The organism is Microcystis sp. LE19-41.2A, assembly GCF_027530405.1.
GTDB classification, from domain to species: Bacteria; Cyanobacteriota; Cyanobacteriia; order Cyanobacteriales; family Microcystaceae; genus Microcystis; species Microcystis aeruginosa.
Genome location: NZ_JAPZQJ010000557.1, coordinates 1 through 5,790, shown reverse-complemented (window position 1 = coordinate 5,790; position 5,790 = coordinate 1). Strand labels below are relative to the sequence as shown.

At 43.2% G+C, this 5,790-nt stretch carries 9 protein-coding genes and 1 pseudogene; 5 read left to right on the top strand and 5 right to left on the bottom strand.

Annotated elements, in window-relative coordinates; all coding sequences use genetic code 11:
- The first annotated feature begins 472 nt into the window (after window positions 1-472).
- On the top strand, window positions 473-1,327 hold the full coding sequence (locus tag O9290_RS23495; protein WP_002760466.1) for a universal stress protein: 855 nt from the start codon (window positions 473-475) through the stop codon (window positions 1,325-1,327).
- A 2-nt stretch (window positions 1,328-1,329) separates the two neighbouring features.
- Here the strand turns inward: O9290_RS23495 and O9290_RS23490 are convergent, their stop codons facing one another.
- Window positions 1,330-1,503: a hypothetical protein gene (locus O9290_RS23490; protein ID WP_002760464.1), complete on the bottom strand. Its 174-nt coding sequence runs from the start codon at window positions 1,501-1,503 to the stop codon at window positions 1,330-1,332.
- Window positions 1,484-1,813, bottom strand: coding sequence for a site-specific integrase (locus tag O9290_RS23485; RefSeq protein WP_230401073.1), 330 nt, complete (start codon window positions 1,811-1,813; stop codon window positions 1,484-1,486). The genes O9290_RS23490 and O9290_RS23485 overlap by 20 nt, the downstream gene beginning before the upstream one ends.
- Window positions 1,814-2,475: 662 nt before the next feature.
- On the opposite strand from O9290_RS23485, the gene O9290_RS23480 reads away from it, so the two are divergent.
- The 3 genes from O9290_RS23480 to O9290_RS23470 all read left to right on the top strand — a co-directional run bounded on the left by O9290_RS23480 (window position 2,476) and on the right by O9290_RS23470 (window position 4,095).
- Entirely contained in the window at window positions 2,476-3,084 is a 609-nt protein-coding gene (locus O9290_RS23480) for a hypothetical protein (protein ID WP_288057379.1), read from the top strand.
- A 598-nt stretch (window positions 3,085-3,682) separates the two neighbouring features.
- Window positions 3,683-3,880, top strand: coding sequence for a type II toxin-antitoxin system HicB family antitoxin (locus O9290_RS23475; protein WP_002738180.1), 198 nt, complete (start codon window positions 3,683-3,685; stop codon window positions 3,878-3,880).
- A gap of 2 nt (window positions 3,881-3,882) precedes the next feature.
- Window positions 3,883-4,095 (top strand): type II toxin-antitoxin system HicA family toxin, encoded by a 213-nt coding sequence (locus O9290_RS23470; protein WP_002763902.1) that lies wholly within the window; start codon window positions 3,883-3,885, stop codon window positions 4,093-4,095.
- 352 nt (window positions 4,096-4,447) lie between these two features.
- On the opposite strand, the gene O9290_RS23465 is transcribed toward O9290_RS23470, so the two are convergent.
- From O9290_RS23465 to O9290_RS23455, 3 genes are all read right to left on the bottom strand, one after another.
- The gene (locus tag O9290_RS23465) at window positions 4,448-4,840 is read right to left on the bottom strand and encodes a pepsin/retropepsin-like aspartic protease family protein (protein WP_002753443.1); all 393 of its coding nucleotides are present in this window, start codon (window positions 4,838-4,840) and stop codon (window positions 4,448-4,450) included.
- Window positions 4,833-5,051 (bottom strand): hypothetical protein, encoded by a 219-nt coding sequence (locus O9290_RS23460; protein WP_002753442.1) that lies wholly within the window; start codon window positions 5,049-5,051, stop codon window positions 4,833-4,835. Before O9290_RS23460 ends, O9290_RS23465 begins: the two co-directional genes overlap by 8 nt.
- A 191-nt stretch (window positions 5,052-5,242) precedes the next feature.
- A complete protein-coding gene (locus O9290_RS23455) occupies window positions 5,243-5,425 on the bottom strand; it encodes a DUF433 domain-containing protein (RefSeq protein ID WP_288057376.1) in 183 nt (60 codons plus the stop codon).
- Between the two features lie 78 nt (window positions 5,426-5,503).
- Here O9290_RS23455 and O9290_RS23450 point away from each other — a divergent pair.
- Window positions 5,504-5,650 (top strand): annotated as a pseudogene (locus O9290_RS23450) (ISKra4 family transposase); the annotation flags it as partial.
- Window positions 5,651-5,790 lie beyond the last annotated feature (140 nt).

Sequence of the window (5,790 nt, the reverse complement as noted above, 5' to 3'; positions counted from 1 at the left end):
TGTAATTCTTGGGCTGCCCATTTCTCCATTTTTTTGCTTACCTCCACCTTAATTCCTTCTTTCAAAACTATACCTATCAATCGTTTCCCCTTTTTTTAAGTTTCTTCTCTTTTTGTTAAGAAAGATCCGACTAATGGATAGTTATTAAGGGGGGTGTCTGACAACTTTCAACACCTACCTACTTAATCATCAATTAAATGGTGAGCAGCAGCAGTGATTAAAAGAGAGCGCCAGCATTGCAGCCAAAATATAGTATAAAAAAACGCCTGTCCCCTGATTTTGAGCCAAGTATTTCTAGTCAATTGAGCATAAATACTTAAAACAACCTCAAATGCGAGCTGCTACGCAGTGCCTTCGGCATCGCATTAACCAAAGAAAAAGCGCTTAATAAGTTGTTAAATTTCGGGAACAACATTAGCAGTATGCTGAAAATTGGCGAAAACTATTAAGATCATAGACCGAGTTTAATCTTATGCTAGAGAAAATACTATACGCTGATTCCGGCGCAGGTCAAACCCAAGAAATGCTACAAGCATTGATGGATCTCCCCGCTATCCGGAAAGCGTCGATTACCATTCTCCGGGTTGTTCCCCCTCAGATTACCACCGAAGCTCTGGCCAGTAAATGGGAAGAGGGGACCCAAATGCTGACTAAAATCCTGCAAGAAGTCAAAATTGAACCCAGCAAAGTTTCCACTATTCTGCGGCAAGGAGATCCCAAAGATACCGTCTGTCAAGTTGCCGACGAAATCGGGGCCGATTTGATCCTGATGGGTTCCCGAGGACTGAAGCGACTGGAGGCAATTCTAGAAAATTCCGTCAGTCAATACGTCTTTCAACTGACTAATCACCCGATGTTGTTGGTAAAAGACGATATTTACGTCAAAAAAATCAAAAAGGTGATGGTAGCCCTCGATAAGTCTAGCTCGGCTGATTTAGCTCTCGATCTGGCTATTTATCTCCTGCGGGATTATCCTTCAGCAGAGTTAATTCTGGCCCGCGTCAACCCCGACTTAAAACCAGAATTTGCCCCCACTTCCGCCAAAGAAATGGAAGAAAACCCAATTTTAGGGCCAGCAGTAGCAAAAGTGAAACGGATGAATATACCCTATCGCTGCCTGGTGACGGGGGGTAAACCGGGAGAACAACTCTGCAAACTCGTCGATGATTATAATGTCGATCTCTTACTGTTGGGTTCGCCCGATCGCCGTCCTTCCGTGGCTAAGAGTTTACCAGATCTCGATCGCCTTCTCGGTACTTCCCTCTCGGATTATGTGCGGGTTAATGTCAATTGTCCCGTCCTTTTAGCTAGAAAAGAAGGGATTTAGTCCTATTGGGTGTAGGCAGGTAAGTCTTGACTCATTTGATTTAAGTTGCTGGCAATGGCTTTCATCGTCATAAAAGCCGAGCTAAAGGCGATTAGCTCATTTAAAGGATAACTTCGACTCTCAACCCCCAAGCTCAGTAATTGCTTCTCAAGAGATTCAATTTCTTCGATGAGCAATCCTAACTTTGGTGGGTTGAGAATGACCTGGGCAGCGATCGCAGTCTGTTGTGCGATCGCTAAAATAATCAGCCATTTTTACTTTTTTGGTGAGGACGGTGGGCAGACGTTTGGAGCGTTTTTCCCGTAAATATGCACCGATATTTTCCAGTTCAATTTTAAGAACTTCTCGATCAAGGAAAAGGATGGCGTTGAGGGCTTGGTTTTGGGTGGCGGCGGCAACGTTTTTGTCAACGGCAAGATGGGTCAAAAAGGACTTGATCTCTTCTTCCCCCATTTCACGAGGATGTTTTTTCTGATGGAAGAGCAGATAACGCTTAATCCAGTCCAGATATGTTTGTTCGGTGCGGTAGGAGTAACGCGGTAGGGCGGATCGTCTCTCGCACTACGTCTAGGAGTTCTCGGGGTGGGGGAGGGTTCATAACAGAGTACGCTAATCGGCATAACACGCTTATCGTAATATTATACGGAAAACTTCTCGCGATCGCTCCATTTGAGCGTAATATACGGAAAGATTCTTAAAAAAATGCGTATTTGGCGTAATGTACGGAAAATTTCCCCATAATATATAGTTATCTCGCCAGCGCAAGTTAGGTTTTTCGTGAAATTTTGCGAGAGATTTTTTACTACGTTTGGAGATGGTTGGCGTTATTGGCGCTGGCATCCGTACTTAGTGAGAGGTGATCGCTCCTCCTCATCTCAAAGAAGACTGATTAACTTTTATTTTGGAATTGCTGATTTTGAGATTCTTCTGGCTAGGTAAGTGTATATGCAGTGATCGCTCTATCAGTTGCAGACATTTTTTGCGCTAATAATCCAATTAACACTGTTAAAACATAACCACTTCCCCCTCTTGCCAAAGCGATCACATCATTAAGAAGTTTACCATTTACTTCTAACCTCTGTAACTTAGTTTAAATACTGACGTTTTTACCGATTCCTTAAATTTTGCTTATTTTTTGAGGTTCAACTATGACTCTACTTTGGTTTAAGTGGCTATTTGCTAATCTAGGAAGTGCGTTTGTTGTTAATTTGGCGATCAATGCTTTAGCACCTCTAATTGAGAAGGTAGTTTTACATACTGTTGCCAGAACTTTGATTTCTGACATTTTTATTTTTTTATACAGATCTTGGAACGGTGGCATAATTGGGGCTTTAATTGTTGGATCTGTAATTGGAACTGCACAATGGCTAGTCTTGAGGACTAAGATTCCCATATCAAACAGGTTTATCTTGGCAACTTCTCTTGGTTGGTTTGTGGCTGGATTTTTTCAAAATTTTTATTTTTTTGACGCTACTGGCGGCTTCATTATTGGGCTTGCACAATGGTTAATACTGCGAAGATTCTTTTCCCAAGCAGGTTGGTGGGTTTTGGTAAATACACTGGCGTGGGGATTGTCAGCGTACTTGAGTATTCAAGCATCCTTAAGATTGAATCCCTATGCTATCTCTTTTGACGTGCTAGTCAACCCAGGAGTATTAGTATTTAGTGGATGTATGGGCATTATTGCAGTGTTTACAGGGTTACTGTTAGTTTGGTTACTAATTTATAAAAAAAGAGAACCTGAAGTTAGAGATTAAAGAAAAGCGTAGCTATGATTTTTGGCGCAAAATAAATTCGGCAATTTTAAAATCGCACCACAAAGAGAGATAACAAATCATTGGAGCGGACTAAAAAGTGATATTTTGGTGACAAAAGAAAGATACTTCTGCCGCTCAATTAAGCCGTTAGCCCTCTAGGTTTTAGTGCGATCGCCGATCTTGTAGGGTGCGTTAATGCAATGTAACGCACCTTATCTAATGTTCAAAATCCGTGCGTTACGCTAACGCTAACACACGCTACTGGACTGTTTCAGCCTCGCCCGTAGGTTGGGTTGACGCAAGGAAACCCAACATCAATCAACTCATAACAGAGTGCGATGCCGAAGGCACTGCGTAGCAGCACGCCGATCTTGTAGGGTGGGTTAATGAAATGTAACGGTGCGATTCGTTTCTAGGGGAATAAATAGCCTAGAGTAGCCTGTAGGTTGAACTTCGGCCGTGAGCTTTTGCCGAACGGTTGACGCAAGGAAACCCAACCATATCAAGTTTGCTGTGAGGTTCCGCTGTTGCTACAATTTGATCCCACATCCATAATTCTATCAAGCTAAAATGGAGTGCTATCTAGAAGGAACTTATGATGAAATACAAAATTGTCCTTTATCGTTCTGAAGAAGGAATTACTGTTGGCGTTCCTGCGCTCCCCGGTTGTTGGTCTGAGGGAGATACTGAGGAAGAGGCATTAACCAATATCCAAGATGCAATTCGTGAGTATCTTGCAGCCTTAGAAGAACGCTTGCAAGATGGGGAAATTCGTGAAATTGAAATGCAGGTGTAACTATGCCTAGAATTCCTGGCGTAAATCACCTAGATGCAGTACGAGCCTTGGAGAAGGTAGGCTTTCGGATCATTCGCCAAGGCAAACATATCATCATGAGTGATGGGGTGCGTCAAGTTGCTCTTCCAAGGCACAATCCAATTAAGGCATTTACAATGGGTGGAATTGTTCAAGATGCTGGTTTGACAGTCGCAGAATTTCGTAAACTATTATGAGTACGATGCCAAAGGCACTGCGTAGCAGATCGCCTCGTCCGTAGGTTGGGTTGACGCAAGGAAACCCAACATCAATCAACTCATAACAGAATGCGATGCCGAAGGCACTGCGTAGCAGCACGCCGATCTTGTAGGGTGCGTTAACGAAGTGAACGCACCTTATCTAATGTTCAAAATCCGTGGGTTACGCTAACGCTAACACAGGCTACATCATATCGATCGCCAAGATTAAGTGATTGCCAAAGCGATCGGGCATAACACAAGGCTGGGTTGACGGCAGGAAACCCAGCATTGCTTTTCTCTATCAACACTAACCAAAAGCGCGATCCCACCCAAAACACATCGACCCTTATTAGAAGCGGATAATTTCGATCGTGCATCGCGATCGTTGAAAACAGACATCAAATTCTCGAAAAAAGTTCGTTTGCCCAAGAATTAAGGGTATCTGAGAGGTTTTTGCCCAAGCAAAGGCTAGACGAACAGGTTCCAAATTCCCAATTTGAACATACACAAATAACCCTCGTGCTTCAACCCTTGCAAGATTTCCGGCCAATGGCAAGCGGACAGTTTGTTCCTCCCAAATTGCACCCAATTGCGGCCCGATGTCGTAAGGTAATAGATTGACCGTAGATCCGGTATCCAGCAGGGCATTCGCAGAAACAGAAAGGCCTGCATGACTCAGAGTGATGGGAATCGTGGGTAATGCTTCATCGTCGGAAAGGGGAAATTCGACTGTACTAGGCATGGGTAGATGCCTCTCGGTCATCCTGAATCATATGCATCAGAATATTGGCGGCTTCCGTGGCATCGTAGGGCGACCAAATCGGATACTCTGATGCGGAAAAGATAACCTGTAGTTCAGCATCCGGGATTTGTGCAGCTAGGAGTTTGAAGAGTGATAATTTGTCTGTCTGGCTCAGATTGTTGACCAGAAGAATTAACTCAGTGAGTGACATGGCTTAAACTTCTAGATATGCGAGAATAAATTGATCATAAGCGATCTGTGAGGTACGGTCTAACAATCCCGTTGCACACCGACCGTATCAGGTTGGTCGGTGCTGAGTAACAAGAACCACATCATGTCCAGCATCAATTAGAAATCTCGCAGTGATTGCGTAAACGTCTTGATCGAGAAGAAATTTCATTATTAAGCCGACACGAGTTTAATGTCTTCAGCCGCTACTAAAGCGATAGCATATTGCAGACAAGCACGAATGTCTTCAATTTGTAAATCAGGGTAATAATCCTGAATAATTATACTGAAAGAGAGTCCCTCATTTAGCAACTCAAGAACACTCTGCACAGTGATGCGCGTCCGGGAGCAAGTCAAAGCTGAAGAACAAATAAACTACTTGACAAAAGCATCAATTGGGTATGGGATAGAGAAAAGAGTGGGGAAAAGACAAAAATGACTCCAGAGCAACAACAAGAACTTAACCAACATATTCAAGCGATAGCCAAGATTCTTCATCAGGAAGCTGAGGCTGAAAAAATCCAAACTTTAGAGGGAATAGAGACGACAATAAGAGAACAGACCTTAAAATATATAACTCCGGGTGGTGATTCGGTAGTAGTGATGGCGGCTTAATCCTTTGCCAGGTGTGCATTGTAGTCATGGATAAAATACCAAAGGGTTCCCCAACGTGATTCTCCATTTTTTTAGAGAAAGATAGACTCTCTCTCACCAACCGAGAA